The organism is Paraburkholderia flava, from assembly GCF_004359985.1.
Classification (GTDB): domain Bacteria; phylum Pseudomonadota; class Gammaproteobacteria; order Burkholderiales; family Burkholderiaceae; genus Paraburkholderia; species Paraburkholderia flava.
In genome coordinates this window covers 430,537-451,015 of sequence record NZ_SMRO01000001.1, presented here as the reverse complement: position 1 = coordinate 451,015, position 20,479 = coordinate 430,537, and the positions used below count along the sequence as shown (strand labels likewise).

Sequence of the window (20,479 nt, the reverse complement as noted above, 5' to 3'; positions counted from 1 at the left end):
ACTGTAACGGATTCTAATCGGCTGCCGTCGATCCCTCGCCCACCTGCACCACGTCAAATACCCATCACCCCGCCGCACTCGCCTCAAGCCGAACCAACCACGTCTTACCATCATGCGCCACCAAATAAGTGGCCTGAACCAGCAACCCTTTCGCCGCGACCTTCTTCGGAAAAACCAGCGCTCCACCGATCAGATAAAACTCCATCGTCGGCATGACGAAGGCTTCTTCCTTCTGGTCGGTGATGAGCCGTAGCGTGACCGTCGACCTGGTCATCGTGTTCCCCGGCATCCCCCACTCGACGACTCGTTCGCTCACATCCGCCACCACTGCGGGCGACCTCACACAGGTTGCGCGGCTCATGCTGTTGCGCAACGCCAGGATACGCAACTCCGCCCATATTCGCGGCAACGTGGCCAGCAGGAAGTAAGGCAACAACACGACCGAGATTCTGGCCATCGCCGCGAAGTCGGCAAGCCCCTTGCTCCAGCCCGACCTGGCGACGCAGATCACTCCCACGACGATCGCGAAAAGAATGAATCCAACGAACAGCAAACCAGCGATGAGCAGACCCACCGTATTGGCAAAAGACCGCCGCCCGCGAGCGATATTACCGACGATGCGCGCGATTTCCGGATCGTCTTCATTGAACAGGACCGCCAAATCCATCTCCTCCGAAACCAAAGCCGAAACCGAAACCAGCACGATAACCGCATGACTCAAAGCCGCTTTCGCTACGCCGTCCGCGTCTGCTTCAATCGCACCCCACTCCCATACAGCGGCAAAATCCTCGACTCGAGCATCGCAAGCGACTGCGTCGCCAGTTGCGACAGTGTGTGCTTGGTACTGGTCGCAATCGCAAGGCGGCTGACGAGCGTGGGCTCGGTCATCCGGATCAGTCGGAAGCGTCGCTTGAGCGCATCGCCGGCGATCGCGTTCAACGACAGCACCGCGTAGCCGATGCCCTCGCTGACAAGATCGAGAATCGACGCGACCGCATCGACTTCCAGCTCGATGCGCAGTCGCACGCCCTGCTCCGCTGCGGCCGCCTCGACCATTCGTCTGATCGCATGCATGCGACCGGGAATCACGAGCGGATAGCGCGCGATTTCCCGCAGCGGGATCGTCGTGATGGGCTCGTCATTGGCAAGTTCGTCCGCACCGCCGCTGCCCGCGCCGATCAAAAACAGCTCTTCGGTGAGGACGGTTCGTTTGTCGATCAGCGGCGTGTCGAACGTGTCGTAAATCACGGCCGCGTCGACGCGACCCATCATCAGCCATTCGATCAGATAGGTCGACAGCCCTTCGGCAACCGAAATCGTCGCGCCCGGAAACGACGTCCGAAAACTGCGCACGAGATCGTGGGTGGCGACCTTCGCGAAGCTCGGCGTGATGCCGATGCTGAAATGGCCGCCCACCCTGCCATGCAATTCGTCGAGATCCTGCGACGCGCGCTGCACCTGCGACAGAATCCCCTTCGCGTGCGCGAGCATCCGCTGTCCGGCCGGTGTCAACGTCACGCCTCGGCCGTTGCGCTCGAGCAGCGTATGGCGCAGCTCGACCTCCAGATGCCGGACGAGCCGGCTCAACGCGGGCTGGTTGGTGTCCAGTGTGATCGCGGCACGCGTGAAGCTGCCGAGTTCGGCGACGTGAACGAATGCCTCAAGTTGTTTCAGGTCCATCGAGCTATGCGAGGTTTGTATAACAGCTAGTCAGGTATGGCAATTGTAGCCATGGCCATCGGCAGCCACAATGCATCCATCCCAAGGAGCCGCACACGGCGCGGCCCAGCCACCCAGAGACGACGTTCGATGACATCCAGCTTGAAATCCTGCCTGCCGCCCGACCCTCACCCCGTTAAACCCGCTCACACGCTGCCCGCTAACGCCTGCGACGCGCACTGCCACGTGTTCGGCCCTGCCGAGCGTTTCCCGTATGCGCTGGACCGCAGCTACACGCCGCCCGACGCACCGTTCGAACGGTTGGTCGCGCTGCACGACTTTCTCGGCCTGAGCCGCGGCGTGATCGTTCAGGCGAGCTGCCACGGCACGGACAACACCGCGATGCTCGACGCGATCGCGCGTGGCAACGGACGTTATCGCGGCGTCGCGATCGTCGACGGTGACATCACCGATGAACAGCTCGCCGATCTTCACTCGAACGGCGTCCGAGGCGTGCGCTTCAATTTCGTCGCGCATCTGGGCGGCGCACCCGACCTCGACGTGTTCGACCGCGTGCTCGAACGGATCGAGCAACTCGGCTGGCACGTGGTGCTGCATCTCGACGCACAGGACATCCTGCAGTACGCGGACCGGATCGCCCGCATCAAGGTGCCCTTCGTGATCGATCACATGGGCCGCGTGCGCGCGGAAGCCGGGCTCGATCAGCAGCCGTTCACGCAGTTGCTCGAGCTGATGCGCAATCCGCTCGCGTGGGTCAAGGTGTGCGGCGCGGAACGCGTGTCGATCGGCCGCCGGCCGTTCGACGATGCGATCCCGTTCGCGCGCACGCTGATCGAGGCGGCGCCTGATCGCGTGCTGTGGGGCACGGACTGGCCGCATCCGAACATCAGCAAGGACATGCCGAACGACGGCGAGCTGGTCGATCTGCTGCATCGCTTCTGCCCGGATGCAGATTTGCGCGAGCAGTTGCTGGTGACGAACCCGGCGCGTCTCTACGGGTTCTGAACCGACCGTTGGACAACAAGCGCCGACGAAACCCGTCGACAAACTGCCGCATCAAGATGGCAGGCACGCGAAAAGCAGGTATAGACAGTCTTTTCGCTCACAAACCCGAAGTCAGGAGACAACGATGATTCACGCGCACGTCGCGCCGCCGGTCCTGGAGTCGCGTCATGACTAATAGTGCAGTCATGACGCCGCAGACACGCGGGTCGAAGAAGCCCTTCTACCGCACGCTCTATTTTCATGTGCTCGTCGCGATCCTGCTCGGCGTGCTGCTCGGGCATTTCGCGCCGTCGCTCGCGGTGAAGATGAAGCCGCTCGGCGATGCGTTCATCAAGCTGATCAAGATGGTGATCGGGCCGATCATCTTCTGCACCGTCGTGACCGGCATCGCCGGGATGGGCGACATGAAGAAGGTCGGGCGCGTCGGTGGGAAGGCGCTGCTGTATTTCGAAGTGGTGTCGACGCTGTCGCTGGTGATCGGGCTGATTGCCGGGCATCTGTTCCATCCGGGCTCGGGCTTCAATCTGAACGCCGCCACGATCGATACGAGCGCCCTCACCGGCTTCACGACGGCCGCGCATCAGCAGAACACGGTCGAGTTTCTGATGCACATCATCCCGGACACGATCACGAGCGCGTTCGCGACCGGCAACGTGCTGCAGATCCTGCTGATCTCGGTCCTGTTCGGCGCAGCGCTAGCCGCGACCGGTGAACGCGGTCGTCAGCTCACGACGATCATCGATCACTTCGCGCACACGTTCTTCGGCATCGTTCACATCATCATGAAGGTCGCTGCGATCGGCGCGTTCGGTTCGATCGCGTTCACGATCGGCACCTACGGCATCGGTGCGGTGCTGCCGCTGCTGAAGCTGATCGGTGCGTTCTACCTGACGCTCGTCGTGTTCGTGCTGGTCGTGCTGGGTGCGATCTCGCGGCTGCTCGGTTTCAGCATTCTGCGTTTCATGAGCTACATCCGCGAGGAAATCCTGATCGTGCTCGGCACGAGTTCATCGGAAGCCGCACTGCCGCAGATGCTTGAAAAGCTCGAACGTCTCGGCTGCTCGAAGTCGGTTGTCGGTCTCGTGATTCCTGCCGGGTATTCGTTCAATCTCGACGGCACCAACATCTATCTGACGATGGCCGTGCTGTTCATCGCGCAGGCGTTCAACATCGAACTGAGCCTCACGCAGCAGCTGACGCTGGTCGGCGTCGCGATGCTGACGTCGAAAGGCGCGAGCGGTGTCGCCGGTGCGGCCTTCGTGATGCTGACGTCGACGCTGCTGGTGTTCCCGCTGATCCCCGTGTCCGGCATGGTGCTGATCCTCGGCATACATCGTTTCATGGGGACCGGCCTCGCGATCGCCAACACGATCGGCAACGGTGTCGCGACGCTGGTGGTCTCCGCGTGGGAACACGAACTCGACCGGTCGAAGCTGAACGCTGAAATGTCCCGCCGCCGTACCGGTTGATCTGATGACCGGCTGACGTATCGGCCGGCTGCAGAGCCGGCCAACAAAAACGCAAACGTCCCGAACTCTGCGCGTGCACATCATCCGCACGCGCAGTGGGGAACGCTTGCGCCCAAAAAATAACTCGTTTGGAGACACGCTTGAAACTCACCCTCACACGACCGACCAGTCCGCGACGCGGCTCGGGTTTTCATCTCGCGCATTTCGCCTGCGTAGCGACAACCGGACTGCTGACTGTCAGCGGTACTGCGTACGCGGACTCGACCGGCACCGCGATCTCGACATCGTCGGTGCAGATGTATGGATTGATCGGCATGTACGTCGACAACTCGAAGCTCAGCACGACACGCGCAAGCACGGTGCAGGCAGCCGGCGGCGGACTCACGACGTCGTACTGGGGCATCCGTGGCCGCGAGGACATCGGCGGCGGTACGGCGGTGATCTTCGCGCTCGAGAGTTTCTTCCGGCCGAACACCGGACAGATGGGACGCAACACGACCGACGGTCTGTTCTCGCGCAACGCGTACGTCGGGCTCACCGGCCGCTACGGAACGTTCAAGCTCGGCGAACAGACCAACCCCACCTACATCAACCAGCAACTGGTGAATCCGTTCGGTTCGTCGGTGGTGTTTTCGCCGCTGATCGTGCAGTCGTACACGGCCGCGTACAACAACACGCAGATCGGCGACACGGTATGGCAGAACGCCGTCGAGTACGTGACGCCGGACTACAGCGGGCTGACGGGCACGGTGATCTATGGCGTCAGCAGCACGACCGGTCATCAGGGCAAGGACAATCTCGGCCTGCACCTGACCTACCGGAACGGTCCGCTGACGGCCGTGTTCTCCGCGCAGCGCGACCGCACGGCGGCGATCGCACCGTCGACGGGACAGTACCTGTATCTGGCCGGCTTCGCGTACGACGCGAAGTTCGCGAAGGTCTACGCCGCCGCGCAGACGACCAGCAACAACGACGTCGAGACAGGCTCGCATACATACGAACTCGGGCTGTCCGTGCCGGTCACGCCGTCGACTGCGATTCTCGCGGAATGGGCGCGCACGAAGCACAGCGCCCCACTCGACCGCAGCAACGTGCGCAATACCGGCACCGTCGCGTACGATTACATCCTGTCGAAACGCACCCAGGTGTACGTCGTCTACTCGTACGACAAACTCACCGACAACCCGTCGGGCAGCACATACGGCGTCGGCCTCCAGCACACGTTCTAGCGCGGCGCCGAATTTTTATCCTCAGAGGCTTTGAACATGAATGACAGTCGAACGCTCACCGGCATCTCTTCGATGGCGACGCGCCATCTGCTCGCCGAACTGGTCGGCGAATACGAGCGCGTGACGGGACAAGCGGTCAGCATCGAATCGGTCGGCGGTGTCGATGCAGCGTCGCGCGTGCGGAACGGCGAGCCGTTCGACATCGTCGTGCTCGCCGCCGATGCGATCGAAAAGCTGAACGCGGACGGCCATCTCGTTCCGGGCAGCCGGGTCGATGTCGCGCGGTCAGGTGTCGCGATTGCAGTGGCGGCCGGCGTGCGCCGCCCTGCGATCGAAACCGAAGCCGAGCTTCGCGAAGCGGTACTCGCGGCGCGCACCATCGGCTATTCGACCGGGCCGAGCGGTACGCATCTGGTTCGTCTGTTCGAGCGCTGGGGGATTGCCGAGACCATCGCACCGCGCATCGTGCAGGCACCGCCGGGCGTGCCGGTCGGCACGCTGGTCGCGAACGGCGAGGTCGAACTCGGCTTCCAGCAATTGAGCGAGCTGCTGAATCTGCCGGGTATCGATGTGATCGGTCCGCTGCCGGACGATGCGCAGATCGTCACGGTGTTTTCTGCCGCGATATGCAAGACGTCGACGCAGAAAGAAGCCGCGCAAGCGCTGCTGTCCTTCCTCGCGTCGGCGCAAACCGACGCGGTCAAACGCAATCACGGCATGGAGCCGGCATGACGTATAGCGGCAGCCGGCAGACTCAGTCCGTGTTGCTCGCCTGAGCCGGCAACGCGATGCTCAGCATCGCCACGAGCGCTGCGCCGACGAAGCGCCGCGCGGCAGCGTGCCATGCTCATCTGCCGACTACACGAGCTCAACGTGCACGGCCAAACGACGCTCCCCCCCCGACACGGTGCGAGGTTTCTCCGAAGGCGAGTGTCGGGGAAATCCCTTTCATTCGACAGAATCGAAAAAAAGAATGAACGGCAGATCGTAAGGGTTTGCAACCTGACCAGATCGATTTGCGTGTAATGAGGTGCGCAAAAAATCATTCACCGTGGATTAAAAACATCCGGTTTAAATGATGCCGGATAGATATTCGCACAGACTTGGTGAATCGCTGGCATGCACAGCGAATTCCCTGGAATTCAAATTTTATTTTAAATCGCATGATTAAATCAGGTTAATGATTGTTGTTTTATATAGAAACTAGGTTTATGCGGAAAAATATTTCATATCTCCGGCTTCGCGTTGTCAAATTTATTCAGTTTTTCAATCTTGTACCGATAAAGCTGTCACTCTCAATTTTTGCTGCATGCCTTGCCACGTGGGCCATTCACGGTGTTAATTAGTTGCCACAGAAAAATTTCATGCAGGATGAAAGGCAAATCTCTTCGTTACCTATCGACAGGTTTGCTCACCATGAATGTAAGCATTCGTCACGAAAATTGAATTACCGGAATTTCGCCTCTTATGCGGAAAAACCTGAATTTGCACCTATCAGTGTGTATAGGTAAATTAAATTTTTGCCGGACATAAACTTGAATCGCGGTGCGATCTGATAATGAGAAATATCACAAAAATGACACACTCAATCAGAAATTGAAGATCGCGAAACAAGCCCGCGCAATTGAAGTTCTTCTCACTTAAACGGGAGTTCCTATGTCACGCGTTACCGATGTGCTGGTTTCGATCGATACCGAAACGATCCTGAAGCTTTATCCAAACCCGAGCAAAAACCCGAGTACGCCGACGTTAATCGACTGGAAGCACGTTTACATGGTCACCAATCAGGACAATGTGGTCACCGGGCAGGCCGGCGGTGAACTCGACCTGAGCGCGCAGGTTGGCGACCTGATCCGCTGGCGTGAAACGAGTCTGTCGCTCGGCTTCGAAAATCAGGTGATTTTCTATAACTTCATTGCCAATCAGGGCAAGGATCTGATCTCGACGCCGACTCCGCGGAAGGCCACGGCGTCGGTCCCCATCCCGAACACGAGTTCACCGTCGACGCCGATCTGCCAGAAGGTCGACAACTATTACTGGTCGTCCGAAACCCTGGCAGAAGGACGGGTTACCTACCACTTCTACTTCCAGATCATCGATCGCAACTGCCAGTCGAAGGGTTGCTATCAATGGGACCCGTTCATCTCGATTCACAACTGACAGAGGCATGCGGGCGATTGTTTCAAGTCGCCCGCCTTATTCCGTTCCTGTGGAGGCCGTGTCATGTCAGGTCATCGTTATGACGTACTCGCCATTGTTGACGCTGCGACGCTGCTCTCGGAATATCCCGACGCCAGCAAGGATGCAGACACGCCGAGTCCGATCGACGGCCGGTATATCCACATCCTGAGTCCCGGCGACGATGGACAGGTCGCTCATAACGACGGTCAGATCTTTACCGGTCTGTCGGTGGGCGACGATCTCCATTTGCGCGAAACCGCGCTGGCACTTCGTGCTGAAGTGAGCGTTCTGTTTGTCCGCTTCGCGCTGAATGATCCGGACATCGTCTCGCCTGTCGAACCGCAGATTCGTGACGTCGACGTACCCGTGCCCAATTTCGACGACCTCTTTCAACCGAAGTCTCAGCCCATGAAGGACCACTTCTGGCACAGCACGGTATTGGCTGCAGGCAAGACCACGTGTATGGCCGACCTTGCGGTGCTGGATCGTGATGGGGCGGTGCTGGGTTATTTCCGCTGGGAGGCGTCGGTCGTAATCGTCGGCAATTAGCAGGCGCACACGCATCGCCGTAGCGACGCGTGCGCCTACGACGCAATCAATCGTTCACGGACAGCACCAGCGTCGGCGCCGGAATATCCTTCGCCTCGATCTCGACGTTCAGCGGCGCGACCGCCGTGCCGATCGCGAAGAATTCAATCACGTGGCTTTCCCACCGGTACGACTTTTCGTGAATGATCGTGCCGATCACGCCTTCCGCCTTCGCGGCCTGCGCTTCGATCTGCATCCGTTCGATCGCGAGTTCGCGCGCGCTGTAGATCGCCTGCGTGAACTGTTCGAGTTCGACGTTGCGGCCCGCCTGCGCCCACGCCTTCATCATCCCGCGATGCGCGACGTGATAGACGCAGCTGCCCATCACGAGTTCGATCGGCCGGTAGCCTGAATTCAGCAGCGTATAGAAGTCCTGCCCCGACAGATCCGACGTGAAAGGTCCGCCGTCGTGCGCACGAAAGCCCTTGGTGTCGTGGTTGTGCACGACGCCCGTGCCGATCGCGACGAACTCGAGGATGTCCGCGTCCCATTCGACGTGCTTGATCTCGAGCCGCACGCCGACGATCCCGTCGGCGCCCATCCCCCGTGCTTCCTCGCGCATCCGCGACATCGCCAGTTCGCGTGCGTGATACATCGCCTGCGACAGCACCTCGAGTTCCTGGTTCTTGCTCCACGAGCCGTACTGAATGCCCACGTGATAGATGCTGCTGCCCACGCACAAGCCGATCGGCTCGAAGCCGGCCTTGCGGACCAGCAGGAACTCGTTGACCGACAGGTCGGACGTGAAGACTGCGGTCGGATGCGCGGCGCTGCGCAGGCCCTGCAGACGCACGCGGGCATGAGCGGGAAGCTGGGTAGCGGGGTTCTGCGTTGCGGGATTTTGTGTCGTTGTGTCAGCCATTCTGTTCTCTCTCGATCAAAAGGAATTCAGATGCCGTCTGCGTACGAATTGTGGTGCACCGAAGTGCTCCGCAGGCTGTCGCGCTTGTCGCTCAGGTCGAGCACGAAGTCGATGTGGTGCGGCACCGTCGCGCCGGGCTCGCAGTCGACGACGGTTCCCATCACGATGTGCCGCCCGAGCAGCCGGGCGGGCTCCGGTCGCTCGACCTTGAACAGCTGACTGAACTGCAACTGCGCGAGGACGCCCGAGCCCTGCCGCGCGGTATCGGCCCGCAGATCGGCGTGCGCGTTGCGGCGGATGCGTTCCCAGAACGCGGTGGTCTGCGCCAACGCCTGGTTGTTGCCCCAGCCGATGCCGCTATCGAGCGGACCGTTGCTCCATTCGTAGCGCGCACCGACCGCGAGGCCGACCGGCACGATGCCGGCTTCCATCAACTGGATGAATTCGAGCGCAGGCACGGTCGACACCACCGGTGTATTGCTCGGCTGAAGTCCCTCGATCCGCACTGCCGTGCCGACGAGCGAGTAGTCCATGCTGCTTTCGATGTCGATATCGACGGTCACCATCTTCACGTCGATCACCGCGTTCGCGCCGAGTGCGACCGCCTCGGCCTGCAGCCGGCTCAACGCCGAGCGCCAGCCTTGCGCGTGACCCTGGGTCCATGAGTAGCCGTAGTGCATCCAGCAGGTCGCCGCGATCGGCGCGAGCATCTTGAGGCCGTGGCTGCGTGCCAGCGCCATCTCCGGCGCGGTCAATGTGGAGACCCACGGCAGTGCCCCGCTCTTCGAATCGGCGAGCCGTCGATGAACCAGATGCGGCACGCCGTCGGCATCGAAAAATTCCGGCGGTGGACCGGCTGGTGCGCTGGCTGGTGCGCCAGCCGGTGCCGTCTTGTTGCCGAACAACGAACTCAACCATCCCATCGGTTTGTCTCCCGGTAATGGCGATCAGCGGTTAGTGAGTGACTAAAAGCGAAGCAGCTAAAGCGAGGAAAGCAGTTCGGCGACCGAGCGCGCCTTCTCGGTCCGCTCGTGCACGTGAGCCATGAGCCCGGTCATCCACGCGTGCGCGTCGATCTCGCGCGTCGAGAGCACGACGCCTTTGACCTTCTTTTCGACTTCGGTGACCAGGTGGTGCCCGTCGCGCATTCGCATCACGTAGGTCTCGCTGTCGAATGCGAGCGACACGCCGACGACCTCTTCGGTCTTGCGGATCAGCCCGCGCCTGACGCGTTGTATCTGCGCGTGATTCGGCAGCGCCTGCGCGACGATCGCCGCAAAGCGTGCGAGAAACGCCGCGCGATCCGATTCCGCGTGACGCAGCCACGCGGCAGCCAGATCGAAGTTCGCGAGCGGCTTGTCAGTCACGCCGTCGGTCATGCCCTCGACGGGCACGATGCGATCGAGTTCGGCCATGTCATTCCCCCGCCGGACGCGATAACGCCTGCGCCTGCACGCCGCGCATCCCCGCGACGAGCTTGTCGCGCACCTCGATCAGCTTCTGTTCGCGCTCGCGATCCTGCGCGATGACTTGCTGCTCGATGTCCTGCACTTCCCTCATCGTTTCGATCGACTGCGCGGCAGCGGCCGCGAGCGCGTCGAGGTTGCGCGGATCGCCGCCGAGGCTGCGGGCGGCATCGACGGCTGCGTCGTGGCCGCCTTGTACAGCAAGCGCGGTAATCCTGCGCGCGGCGTCGTCGAGCTTTTCGTTTTCTTCGCCGGCACGTCGCGTGTCCGCCTGCACGACGGCCTGCGCGGCGACGGCCATCAGACGCGGAATCGTCACCATGATCCCGGTGCTGAGCTTGCTGACCCGCGTCTCCGCCGCCTTGCGGTTCGACGCAATCAACGGGATGAGGCTCGCCGCCGAAATCATCGCTTCGCGCAGATCGGCAATCCGCCCGCGGAAATTCGCGAGCGTGTTGCGGTAGTCCATCGCGATTGCGGCATCGCCGGCGGTGTTGGTGCGGATCGCCACCTGACGCAAATCCTCCGCTTCGACGACGCCGCGATCCAGCGCGAGCTGCATCGCGGCAATACCGATCGACAGGTCGGAAACGCCCTTGCGCACCGCCTGCGACTGCTGGTCGAGCTGCTGGATCGTCACGAGCAGATCGCCCTTGATGCGGCGCGCCCTCGCCTCCTCTTCGTCCATCAGGTTCAGGAACACCTTGCGGTTTTCCTGGAACGACTTGATCGCGCCATGCGCGACCTTGCCCAGCTTGCCGAGACGACTCAGAAAACCCGTGGCCTTCGGCGCGGCGTCGCGGGCTTCTTCCTGAAGCTCTTCGATGCGCAGGATCTTGATGCCGTCGATCACTGCAGCCGCGATCTTGCCGACTTCGCCCGCCTCGCCCACCGTCGTATCAGAGAGCAACCGGCGCGACGCGATCGCGAGCGGCTGCAACGCGTTGTCGACGAAATTCAGCACGGACGTCGAGTCGTCGAAACGGATTGCGTTGGCCCGCTCTTCGGCCAGCGCGCGCTGGTCCGGCGTCAACGACGCGATGTCCACGAGCCGCGCGACTGGCGCCATCGGCGTCAGCACTTCGGCCGGCACGGTGGCCGGTAACGTGGACAGTGAGGAGACTTCGGGAATCGGCGTCGCGACGGGCGCTTCGCTTTCGGGATTGAGATAGGCCGACAGATCCAGCGGTGATTCAGGTGAACCTTCCGGCTTTGAAATCGGATCGCTCATACGATGGCAGGACGAAAAATCCAGCGAGATGATTTAACGAACGGAGGCGATTATGACAAAACCGTCCCGTCCGGACGGCGAGTTTCATGAAACATCGCTGGACGCATAATATTCGATCAATCGATCCAGGTGAAACTGCTTCGCGATCTTTTCTTCAACCCGTTGATTTTAAAGGATGTGGATTTCGGATCCGTCTGAGGCTCGATTTCTTTCTTTACGAACCCGGCCCGAGATACCCGCATTAATCTTTCATTTTCATTTCCATGCGGGCACGTAAGGGGTTAATCCCGCGTCGTGCGATAGAACCGCAATCGATAAATGCGTGCACCGCGCGTTGCGCGTGAAATCACGGGCAACGGCGGTATGCGGCATCGCGCATCGTCTGGTGTCGTTCAGGTGCCGGGATGCGGCACGTTCTGCACCATCAGCATCTGCGGATTCGACAGCGAAATCTCTGCGGCGCGCAGCTGTTTCAGGATCTCGAACAGCAGGTCGCTCTTCGTCGATCCGGAGATGCGCGGACTGATCACGTAGCCGGTCACACTCAGCGTAATGCCGTCGGGCGTCAGTTGACTGAACGTGACCGAAGGCGCGGGCTTGTCGAGAATCGCGGGGTGGTCCTCGTAGGCCTTCAGCAGAATGTCGCGTATCTGCTCGGGATCGGTGTTCAGCGGGAACGTCAGCATCAGCGTCGCGACGCCTTGCGTGCTGTTGCCCATCGTCACGTTGCGCACGTTCTGCGAAATCAACTGCGAGTTCGGCACGATCACGGTGGAACGGTCGCTCAACTGGATTTCGGTCGCGCGGACGTTGATGCGCCGGACGTCCCCTTCCACGCCGCTGATGCTGATCATGTCGCCGACCTTCACGGGCCGCTCGGTCAGGAGGATCAGACCCGACACGAAATTCTTGACGACCTCCTGCAACCCGAAGCCGATCCCGACCGACAGCGCACTGACGATCCACGCAAGGCTGGTCCACTTCACGCCGAGCAGCGACAGCACGAGCAGCACCACCAGCACATAACCCAGGTTGCTGAACAGCGTGATCAGCGACATGCGCATGCCGGGGTCCATGCCGCTTTTCGGCAGCAGTTCGGCATCGAGCCAGCGGCCCACGGCGCGCAGCAGATACACGCCGACCACCAGCGCGATCGCGGCATTCAGGATGTGCGCGGGCACGATGTTCAGACGATGCAACCGCTCCGCGCCGAATGCGTTCAGCAGACTCGTGAGCAGATCGCCGGGCGTCGTGCCGAAGCCGCCGGTAAAGAGCGCGAACACGGCGATCAGCATCAGCAGGCTCGTGCCGATGCCGGACAGCACCGTCGATACCTGATCGAGATGCATGTCGGTCAGGCCGAACAGATGCTTGATCGAGCGACCGCTCGAGTGCTGCACGGAAAAGAGACTCTCGCAGCCGTCCCTGACGAGCTGCATCAGCAGATACGTGCTGCACAGCACGATGTCGAACCACACCAGTTCGTAGGTGAGGAATCGCGCGATCGTGATGTAGCCGATCAGCAGCGCACCGAGCGACACGACGATGGTCAGCGTGACGCCCGCGTGAATCAGGCCGGCGAGCGTCGAGCGCGCTTCAGGTGCTTCGCCCGCGGCGGCGAGTGCCGAGCGGACGCGGTTCGAGCGCACCAGCGACAGACCGATCGTCAGCACCACGACGAGCGCGACGATGCCACGCCCGAACAGCGTGACCTGCAGGCTGGTGTCGATCGTGCGGTTCAGTTGTTCGAGCGTGCCGAACAGCATCAGCAGGCCGGCGAGCCACGCGACGAACGGCCGCATCGAGCGCGCGACCGGATCGGAAATCGACGGCAGACGCCACGTCGGATGCCGCGTGCACAGCAGCGCTCGGCCGAGGCCGGCGATCAGCGCGCAGGTCATCGCGAGTTTGGCGAGTGAGTCGACGAGTTCGTCGAGCGACGGCGGCAGATCGGCGTGGCGCGTCAACGCGACATACACGAGCTGCACGGCGATCGCGGTCGTGACCACCGTCGCAAGCGAAGTCGACAGCGCGAGCGCACTGCGTCGCAAACGCCCCTCCGGCAAACGATGCAGACACAGGTACGCCATCCCCCGTTCGATCAGCTGACGCCCCGCCGTCCACACGGCGAGCGCGAGCAGCACGAGCAACGCGGTGACCAGTTTTTGTCCCGGCTGCCACACCGCTTTCAGCACCGGCGCGACCTCGTCGCCGAATGCGCGCATGCGGTCCTGATCGTCCGGATTCGGGTGAAACAGCGGCGACCAGAACTGCGGCGCGAGGACGCTGCCCGAACGGAACGCGAGCTGGTTCTTCAACAGTCCGTGTTCGAGTCGGGCTATCTGAGCGGTCAGGTTCGTGAGGTTGGTTTTGCCGTCGGCGGTCTGCTTGAGTTCACCGTCGAGTTGCGTCTTGCGTGTGTTGAGATCGGCGCGCTGCTGCGCAACCGACGCGGTTTCCGGCGTCGCGCCGGCCGCCGGCGCGGGTCCGAGCACGTCGAGCTGTGCCTGTAGTTGCGCGCGTTGCGGCAGCAGAGCGGCAGTCAGTTTGTCGGTGTCGTCGGCGAGCTGGTTCGTCGCAGCGTCGAGACCCGAGAGTTGCTTGAAGCTCGTCGCGTTGGACGCCTGCTGCTTGATACGGTCCTGCGCGCGCTGCAACCGTTTCAGCTCGGCCTCCGCGTCGTCGTGGGACAGCGCGACGGGCACCGGCAACGCGGCGCTCGATGCAGCGGACGTATCGCCGGCGGACGACGCGGCGCGCGAAGTATTCTTTGCCGTGCTCGCGAATGCGACGTCTGCGAGGCCCGTCACATCAGGCAGGAGTGGAGGAATCAGCGTGAGCGCCGCGGCGAGCGCGACGCGAAATGCGAACTTTAGCGACATATCCGGAATGGCGGTTGATGCAGGGCGTAAGCCGGACGACAGCGTCCGGCAGCGCCATAGCTTGCCACACTCGCTCTCCGGGTTCGGATACCAATTGTTTCGGATCTTTCGGACGGCCTGGTGTCCCAATATTCGCCGAAGCCGGGCGCCCAATGGAAAAGGGGCGCCTTGTCACAAGCGCCCCCTTTTTCACTCAAGCATCGTGTTACACGTCCGTCGCGTCAGGCCTCGACGAGCGCCTCTTCCGGCTGGCTTTCCTCGACCGAACTGCGGATCAGGTGATCGAACGCGCCCAGCGACGCCTTCGCGCCGTCGCCGACCGCGATCACGATCTGCTTGAACGGCACTGTCGTCACGTCGCCCGCAGCGAACACGCCGGGCACCGACGTCGCGCCCTTCGCATCGACGACGATCTCGCCGTGCTTCGACAGCGCGACTGTGCCCTTCAGCCATTCGGTGTTCGGCACGAGGCCGATCTGCACGAACACGCCTTCGAGTTCGACGCGCTTCCCGTGGCCCGACACGCGGTCTTCGAACACCAGCCCGTTGACCTTCTTGCCGTCACCGGTGATTTCAACGGTCTGCGATTGCGTGACGACCGTCACGTTCGACAGGCTGCGCAGCTTGCGTTGCAGCACTTCGTCGGCGCGCAGTTGAGCGTTGTACTCGAACAGCGTCACATGACTCACGATGCCGGCCAGATCGATCGCCGCTTCGACGCCCGAGTTGCCGCCGCCGATCACCGCGACGCGCTTGCCCTTGAACAGCGGACCGTCGCAGTGAGGGCAGTACGCGACACCGCGATTGCGGTATTCGCGCTCGCCCGGCACGCCGATTTCGCGCCAGCGCGCGCCGGTCGCGAGGACAATCGTTTTCGCCTTGAGCACCGCGCCGCTCGCGAGCCGCACTTCGTGCACGCGGCCGGGGATCAGCGCTTCCGCGCGCTGCACGTCCATGATGTCGACTTCGTAGCTCTTCACGTGCTGTTCGAGCGCGGTCGCGAACTTCGGTCCTTCGGTTTCCTGCACCGACACGAAGTTCTCGATCGCGAGCGTGTCGAGCACCTGACCGCCAAAGCGCTCGGCGACGACGCCTGTCGCGATGCCCTTGCGTGCAGAGTAGATTGCCGCAGCCGCACCGGCGGGCCCACCGCCGACGATCAGCATGTCGAACACCGGCTTGCTCTCCAATGCCTTCGCCGCGCGCGCTTCCGCACCGCTGTCGAGCTTCGCGAGAATTTCCTTTACGCCGGTACGACCCTGGCCGAACACGTCGCCGTTCATATAGACAGTCGGCACGGCCATGATCTGACGCGTCTCGACTTCGTCCTGGAACAGCGCGCCGTCGATCGTTATCTGACGGATACGCGGGTTGATCAGCGCCATCACGTTCAGCGCCTGCACGACTTCCGGGCAGTTCTGGCACGACAGCGAGATGTAGGTTTCGAAACGATAGTCGCCGTCGAGCGCGCGGATCTGGTCGATCACGGCGTCGTCGAGTTTTATCGGGTGGCCGCCGACCTGCAGCAGCGCCAGCACCAGCGACGTGAATTCATGGCCCATCGGAATGCCGGCGAAGCGGATGCCGGTGTCCTTGCCCGGTTCGCCGATCGTGAACGACGGCTTGCGCTCGGCGTCGCCGCGACGCTCGATGACCGTCACGCGCGTCGACAGCGTCGCGATGTCATTCAGCAGCGCGAGCAGTTCCTGCGATTTCGCGCTGTCGTCGACGGATGCCACCAGCTCGATCGGCCGGGTGACTTTTTCCAGGTACGTTTTCAACTGAGTCTTGAGATTGGCGTCGAGCATGGCGATTCCGATTCGTGGCGTGAGTGGCGCTTGTGGCGTTCGTGGCGTGCGTGTCCCCATGACGGCGGGACGACCGCAGTCTCGGAGCGACAGGAATATGGAGTGGTTTGGATCGGCGGACACCGCGACTAAAGCGTGCGGGCCGCCGAGATCGGTTCAGAGTACGGCGCGGCTATTGCGCGCCGTACCCGATCCGGCGCAGCGCGCTCAGATCTTGCCGACGAGGTCCAGCGACGGCGTCAGCGTTTCAGCGCCCGGCGTCCACTTGGCGGGGCAGACTTCGCCCGGATGCGCGGCGATGTATTGCGCTGCCTGCACCTTGCGCAGCAGTTCGCCGGCGTCACGGCCGATGCCGTTGTCGTGGATTTCGCACAGCTTGATCTCGCCTTCCGGGTTGATCACGAACGTGCCGCGCAGGGCCATCCCTTCTTCTTCGATCAGCACGTCGAAGTTGCGCGACAGCGTCAGCGTCGGGTCGCCGATCATCGGGTACTGGATCTTCGCGATCGTGTCCGACGTGTCGTGCCACGCCTTGTGCGTGAAGTGCGTGTCGGTCGACACACCGTAGATTTCGACGCCGATCTTCTTGAATTCGGCGTAACGGTCAGCCAGGTCGCCAAGCTCGGTCGGGCACACGAACGTGAAGTCGGCCGGGTAGAACACGACAACCGACCACTTGCCTTTCAGGCTTTCTTCGGTGACCGGCACGAATTCGCCGTGGTGATACGCGGTTGCCTTGAAGGGCTTGATCTGGCTGTTGATGATCGGCATTACGAGGTCCTTTTTGGTAAGTGGTTACAACGTGGACGAAGTATGCCGACTACCGGTGTTTTAGAAAAATTGATTGATCCGATTCACGTCATTGCGAAAACCTATGAACCCCGCCGGGTAAGGATTAGCGGGCTGTCCACAGCGCCGACGGCACGAGCACCTGACCTTCCATCAGGCGCCGCGCACTGCGGCTCATCACGGCCTTCGTGACCACCCAGTCGCCGTCGCGCTGCACGGCTTCCGCGCCGACCGTCATCGCGCCGGACGGATGCCCGAAGCGCACGCGACCGTTCTTTGCATCGGCGGTGAGCTGGTTCACGATCGTCCCCGGGATCGCCGCGGCAACCGCAATCGCGACTGCGCCGGTGCCGGTCATCGCGTGATGCAGCTTGCCCATCGACAGAATGCGCGCGTTCAGATCGACGTCGGTGGGCTCGATGCGCTTGCCGCTCGATGCGACGTAGCCTGCCGGCTCCGATACGAACGACAGTTTCGGCGTGGCCGGCCGCGACGCGCTCACCTCTTCCGCGCTCGCGCCGAGCCCCATGCGGACCGCCGCGTGCGCGCGGATCGCCTCGCATTTCTTCAGCAGCGCGGCGTTTTCGTTGACGTCGGGTTGCAGTTCGTTGCCGTGCAGGCCGAGATCGCGGGCGTGCATGAAGATCGTCGGGTTGCCTGCGTTGATCAGCGTGACGGGGAACGTGCCGTAGCCCGGGACGTCGAGTGAATCGACTACGTGGCCAGTGGGAAACATCGCGCCTGCTGCGGCATTACCGTCTTCGGCGCCGCCCGGATCGAGGAATTCCAAACGGATTTCGGCGGCCGGGAATGTCACGCCATCGAGTTCGAAGTCGCCGTCCTCGACGACCTCGCCGTCCTTCACCGGCACGTGCGCAATGATTTTCGCGCCGAGGTTCGCCTGCCAGATACGGACGGTTACGAGGCCATCGCGCGGCGCGTCGACCAGGCCCTGCGAAATCGCGAACGGTCCGACCGCGGACGTCAGGTTGCCGCAGTTGCCCGACCAGTCGATAACCGGCGTGTCGATCGACGCCGCGCCGAACAGATAGTCGACGTCGCAGTCGGGCCGCGACGACGGACCGATCAGCACGAGCTTGCTGGTGCTCGACGTGCCGCCGCCCATGCCGTCGATCTGCTTGCCGTACGGGTCCGGGCTGCCGATCACGCGCAGCAGGATCCGGTCGCGCAATGCCGGGTCGGTGGGCAGGCTGTCGGCCCGGAAGAACACGCCTTTGCTGGTGCCGCCGCGCATGTAGACGGCCGCGATTCTGGTTTGATTCACTGCTGCTCCTGAAGAAATCCGGTTCTGTGCGTGTGCAATGACGGGAACTGTACTGCGTGCGGCGATTCGGTGTTCTCGCACGCGCAAGCGACGCGTCGCGTTCAGCCGATCGCCTGCAGCAGTTGCTGACGCACTGCCCCCGTGATTGCCGGATGACTCCCGCTCTCGACCATCCCGACGATCCGCGCCGGCGGCCGGTGCGGCAGCGCGAGCGGCACGACCGAGCGGTCGCGCGCCCACGCGACATGCTTCAGCAGCGGCACGATCGCGATGCCGACGTTCTGCCGCACGAGATCGACGATGGCTGCAACGGAATTCACTTCGAGCACGTCGTTCGGCTTCACGCGCATCCGCCGCAGTGTCTGCTCGATCTTTGTACCCGTTTCCGATTGCCGGTCGAAGCGGATGAACGGACAGCTTTTCAGTAGCGCCGCGACATCCGCGTGCGGCGACGCGACGCGCGTGCTGGCGAGCAGCATCAGCGGTTCTTCGTAGAGCGGCGTCCATTGCGCGCGGACCGGCACCGCGTCGTGCGGCTTGACGACGAGCGCGGCGTCGAGCTCGCCTGCGTACACGCGCTCTGCGAGCCGTCCGGACGGCGCGAGTTCGAGCCGCACCTCGAGTGCCGGATGGTGTGCCTTCAACGCGATGACGTTCTCGGACAGGAAACCCATCGCCGATACGATTGCGCCGACGGTGATCGTGCCCGCGATCGCTTCGGGTGCGTCGGTTTCGGCCAGCATTGCTTCGTACGCCGCGACCACGCGTCGTGCGTGCGGGATCAGCGCGCGTCCGGCCGGCGTCAGCGTGACGACACGTCGCGAACGATCGAACAGTGGACGCCGCAGTTCGTCCTCGAGTGCGCGCATCTGCTGGCCGACGGCCGCTTGCGTCAACGCCACGCGATCCGCAGCGGCAGCCAGCGAGCCGTGCTTTTCGACCGCGAGAAATGTACGTAAAAAACGGATCGTGCTCATCGTGATCGAGCTTGGGGCGGATACGAACCAAGCCTCTTTAAACTAAAGCTTAAGTTTATCTTGAGTAAAGATAAATCAATTAGGGTTTTTGAATTGGCGATCGCAGAATGCGGACACCCCGTCACTTTTTCGTGCACACCGCCATGTCCTCACCCGCTTCCATTGCCGACTCATCCTCCACCGAAGCCGTCGATCGCGGCGCCGCACTGTACGACCTCGGTTCGACCACGGTTTTCTCGCATCGCGCCGATCCGCGTTTCGCGTACACGTTGTACGTGCCGCCCACCGTGCGCGAAGCGTCAAACGATGTCGAACTCGTCGTCGTGATGCACGGCACGGGTCGTCAGTTCACGCAATACCGCGACAAATTCGCGCCGTTCGGCCGCTGGAACGACTGCATCGTGCTGTGTCCGCTGTTTCCGGTCGGCGTACTCGGCGACGGTAATCGCGACGGCTTCAAGCATCTCGTCGAAGGCGACATTCACTACGATCGCGTGCTGCTCGACATGGTTGCCGACGTCGGCGAACGCTACGGCAAGCGGTTCGATACGTTCGCGCTGTTCGGTTTCTCCGGCGGCGGCCAGTTCGTGAACCGCTTCGCGTACCTGCATCCGGAACGTCTGTGGGCTGCATCGATCGGCGCGCCGGGTTCGGTCACGCTGCTCGACGTCGATCGCGACTGGTGGGTTGGCTTGCGCGGTTTCGAACAGCGCTTCGGCAAGCGCTTCGATCTCGACGCGTTGCGTCGCGTGCCGGTGCAGATGGTCGTCGGCAAGGCCGATCTGGAAACATGGGAGATCACGCATCGCGAAGGCGGCAAGCACTACATGCCTGGCGCGAACTCGGCGGGCAACACGCGTCCCGAACGGCTCGATGCGTTGAAGCAAAGCTTCGAGGCCGCGGGCGTTTCGGTTCGCTTCGATCTGCTGCCGAACGTGCCGCACAACGGCATGCAGGCGGTCGAAGCGGTCGAGACGTTTTTCGCCGATGTGCTGCGTAGCCGCCGCTCCGGCCGCGCGCGATAAGC

18 protein-coding genes are annotated in these 20,479 nt (G+C 62.4%); 7 read left to right on the top strand and 11 right to left on the bottom strand.

Translation table 11 applies throughout. The features are described from left to right. Positions 1-64: 64 nt before the first annotated feature. On the bottom strand, positions 65-703 hold the full coding sequence (locus tag E1748_RS01935) for a hypothetical protein (RefSeq protein WP_133645468.1): 639 nt from the start codon (positions 701-703) through the stop codon (positions 65-67). Between the two features lie 29 nt (positions 704-732). Next, the gene (locus E1748_RS01930; protein WP_133645467.1) at positions 733-1,680 is read right to left on the bottom strand and encodes a LysR family transcriptional regulator; all 948 of its coding nucleotides are present in this window, start codon (positions 1,678-1,680) and stop codon (positions 733-735) included. A 141-nt stretch (positions 1,681-1,821) separates the two neighbouring features. Here E1748_RS01930 and E1748_RS01925 point away from each other — a divergent pair, with 141 nt between their 5' ends. From E1748_RS01925 to E1748_RS01900, 6 genes are all read left to right on the top strand, one after another. After that, positions 1,822-2,685, top strand: a complete 864-nt coding sequence (locus E1748_RS01925; RefSeq protein WP_133647191.1) for an amidohydrolase family protein — start codon at positions 1,822-1,824, stop codon at positions 2,683-2,685. 167 nt (positions 2,686-2,852) lie between these two features. Then, positions 2,853-4,154, top strand: a complete 1,302-nt coding sequence (locus E1748_RS01920; RefSeq protein WP_133645466.1) for a dicarboxylate/amino acid:cation symporter — start codon at positions 2,853-2,855, stop codon at positions 4,152-4,154. Positions 4,155-4,381: 227 nt separating this feature from the next. Next, positions 4,382-5,383 carry a porin gene (locus E1748_RS01915; protein WP_420819311.1) on the top strand — a complete coding sequence of 334 codons (1,002 nt, stop codon included), beginning with the start codon at positions 4,382-4,384 and terminating at the stop codon, positions 5,381-5,383. 36 nt (positions 5,384-5,419) lie between these two features. Next, the gene (locus E1748_RS01910) at positions 5,420-6,115 is read left to right on the top strand and encodes a substrate-binding domain-containing protein (RefSeq protein WP_240766246.1); all 696 of its coding nucleotides are present in this window, start codon (positions 5,420-5,422) and stop codon (positions 6,113-6,115) included. A 924-nt stretch (positions 6,116-7,039) separates the two neighbouring features. After that, positions 7,040-7,543 carry an inclusion body family protein gene (locus tag E1748_RS01905; protein WP_133645464.1) on the top strand — a complete coding sequence of 168 codons (504 nt, stop codon included), beginning with the start codon at positions 7,040-7,042 and terminating at the stop codon, positions 7,541-7,543. 63 nt (positions 7,544-7,606) lie between these two features. Further along, a complete protein-coding gene (locus tag E1748_RS01900; protein WP_133645463.1) occupies positions 7,607-8,113 on the top strand; it encodes an AidA/PixA family protein in 507 nt (168 codons plus the stop codon). A gap of 46 nt (positions 8,114-8,159) precedes the next feature. Here the strand turns inward: E1748_RS01900 and E1748_RS01895 are convergent, their stop codons facing one another. The 9 genes from E1748_RS01895 to E1748_RS01855 form a co-directional block, all read right to left on the bottom strand. After that, the gene (locus E1748_RS01895) at positions 8,160-9,014 is read right to left on the bottom strand and encodes a heavy metal-binding domain-containing protein (protein WP_133645462.1); all 855 of its coding nucleotides are present in this window, start codon (positions 9,012-9,014) and stop codon (positions 8,160-8,162) included. 26 nt (positions 9,015-9,040) lie between these two features. Beyond that, on the bottom strand, positions 9,041-9,937 hold the full coding sequence (locus tag E1748_RS01890) for a heavy metal-binding domain-containing protein (protein WP_133645461.1): 897 nt from the start codon (positions 9,935-9,937) through the stop codon (positions 9,041-9,043). Between the two features lie 57 nt (positions 9,938-9,994). Beyond that, positions 9,995-10,429, bottom strand: coding sequence for a hypothetical protein (locus tag E1748_RS01885; protein WP_133645460.1), 435 nt, complete (start codon positions 10,427-10,429; stop codon positions 9,995-9,997). A 1-nt stretch (position 10,430) separates the two neighbouring features. Further along, on the bottom strand, positions 10,431-11,711 hold the full coding sequence (locus tag E1748_RS01880; RefSeq protein WP_133645459.1) for a toxic anion resistance protein: 1,281 nt from the start codon (positions 11,709-11,711) through the stop codon (positions 10,431-10,433). A 392-nt stretch (positions 11,712-12,103) separates the two neighbouring features. Continuing rightward, positions 12,104-14,593, bottom strand: coding sequence for a DUF3772 domain-containing protein (locus tag E1748_RS01875; protein ID WP_133645458.1), 2,490 nt, complete (start codon positions 14,591-14,593; stop codon positions 12,104-12,106). 221 nt (positions 14,594-14,814) lie between these two features. Beyond that, positions 14,815-16,401 (bottom strand): alkyl hydroperoxide reductase subunit F, encoded by a 1,587-nt coding sequence (gene ahpF / locus E1748_RS01870; protein ID WP_133645457.1) that lies wholly within the window; start codon positions 16,399-16,401, stop codon positions 14,815-14,817. Between the two features lie 207 nt (positions 16,402-16,608). Further along, positions 16,609-17,172: an alkyl hydroperoxide reductase subunit C gene (ahpC, locus tag E1748_RS01865; protein ID WP_133645456.1), complete on the bottom strand. Its 564-nt coding sequence runs from the start codon at positions 17,170-17,172 to the stop codon at positions 16,609-16,611. 124 nt (positions 17,173-17,296) lie between these two features. Further along, positions 17,297-18,475, bottom strand: coding sequence for a 2-methylaconitate cis-trans isomerase PrpF (prpF, locus tag E1748_RS01860; RefSeq protein ID WP_133645455.1), 1,179 nt, complete (start codon positions 18,473-18,475; stop codon positions 17,297-17,299). A 101-nt stretch (positions 18,476-18,576) separates the two neighbouring features. Then, on the bottom strand, positions 18,577-19,452 hold the full coding sequence (locus E1748_RS01855; protein WP_133645454.1) for a LysR family transcriptional regulator: 876 nt from the start codon (positions 19,450-19,452) through the stop codon (positions 18,577-18,579). 143 nt (positions 19,453-19,595) lie between these two features. Between E1748_RS01855 and E1748_RS01850 the strand changes: the two genes are divergently transcribed. Continuing rightward, on the top strand, positions 19,596-20,477 hold the full coding sequence (locus E1748_RS01850) for an alpha/beta hydrolase (protein ID WP_133645453.1): 882 nt from the start codon (positions 19,596-19,598) through the stop codon (positions 20,475-20,477). Positions 20,478-20,479: the final 2 nt, after the last annotated feature.